This window comes from Streptomyces sp. NPDC086147 (genome assembly GCF_040702165.1).
GTDB lineage: Bacteria > Actinomycetota > Actinomycetes > Streptomycetales > Streptomycetaceae > Streptomyces.
The window spans coordinates 1-1,426 of record NZ_JBFBJO010000056.1; the positions used below are offsets into that span (position 1 = coordinate 1).

Below are 1,426 nucleotides of genomic sequence, written 5' to 3' on the forward strand. Positions count from 1 at the left end.
GTGGAGACCTTCGGCACCCACACGGTGGAGACCGAGAAGATCGAGAACGCCATCGCCGAGGTCTTCGACCTGCGCCCGGCCGCGATCATCCGCGATCTGGACCTGCTGCGCCCGATCTACTCCCAGACCGCCGCCTACGGCCACTTCGGCCGCGAGCTGCCCGACTTCACCTGGGAGCGCACCGACCGGGTCGACGCCCTCAAGAAGGCCGCCGGAGTCTGACCCCCGGACGGACGCGACCGGGCCCGGCTGTGTACGGCCGGGCCCGGCCGTGTGCGGCTGTGTCCGGACCTTCCCGGCCCGTTTCCCGAACCCCTACAGGAGCCCCCGTGCCCATCGCGATGACCGGACCCGCCGCCCGCGCCGCCGCCCTCCGCGAGGCCCTCGCGGCCCGCGTGGTGGTCGCCGACGGAGCCATGGGAACCATGCTCCAGGCCCAGGACCCGACGCTGGAGGACTTCCAGAACCTGGAGGGCTGCAACGAGATCCTGAACGTCACCCGGCCCGACATCGTCCGCTCGGTGCACGAGGAGTACTTCTCCGTCGGCGTCGACTGCGTCGAGACCAACACCTTCGGCGCCAACCACGCGGCCCTGGGCGAGTACGACATCCCCGAGCGCGTCCACGAGCTCTCCGAGGCCGGTGCCCGGATCGCCCGCGAGGTCGCCGACGAGTTCGGCGCGCGGGACGGCCGCCAGCGCTGGGTCCTGGGCTCGATCGGCCCCGGCACCAAACTGCCGTCCCTCGGCCACATCACGTACGACGTGCTGCGCGACGGCTACCAGCGGAACGCCGAGGGCCTGCTCGCCGGCGGCGCCGACGCGCTGATCGTGGAGACGACGCAGGACCTCCTCCAGACCAAGTCGAGCCTGATCGGCGCGCGGCGCGCGATGGACGCCCTGGGCGTGGACGTGCCGCTGATCTGCTCGCTCGCCTTCGAGACGACCGGGGTCATGCTGCTCGGTTCCGAGATCGGCGCCGCCCTGACGGCCCTGGAGCCGCTGGGCATCGACATGATCGGCCTCAACTGCTCGACGGGTCCGGCCGAGATGAGCGAGCACCTGCGTTATCTCTCCCGCCACTCCCGCACGCCGTTGATGTGCATGCCGAACGCGGGCCTGCCGGTGCTCACCAAGAACGGCGCGTACTTCCCGCTGACCCCGCCCGAGATGGCCGACGCGCAGGAGAACTTCGTCCGCGACTACGGGCTGTCGCTGGTCGGCGGCTGCTGCGGGTCGACGCCGGAGCACCTGCGGCAGGTCGTGGAGCGGATGCGGGGCATCACGCCTCCCGAGCGCTCTCCCCGTCCTGAACCGGGTGCGGCGTCGCTGTACCAGACGGTGCCGTTCCGGCAGGACACGTCGTACATGGCGATCGGTGAGCGGACGAACGCGAACGGGTCGAAGAAGTTCCGTGAGGCGATGCT

At 71.0% G+C, this 1,426-nt stretch carries 2 protein-coding genes; both read left to right on the forward strand.

Going from position 1 to position 1,426, the window contains the following annotated elements; all coding sequences use genetic code 11:
• On the forward strand, nt 1-222 hold a 222-nt coding region (locus AB0398_RS34255), incomplete at its 5' end, for a methionine adenosyltransferase domain-containing protein (protein WP_366378815.1).
• Nucleotides 223-341: 119 nt separating this feature from the next.
• The coding region (locus AB0398_RS34260) for a homocysteine S-methyltransferase family protein (RefSeq protein WP_366379579.1) at nt 342-1,426 on the forward strand (1,085 nt) is incomplete at its 3' end.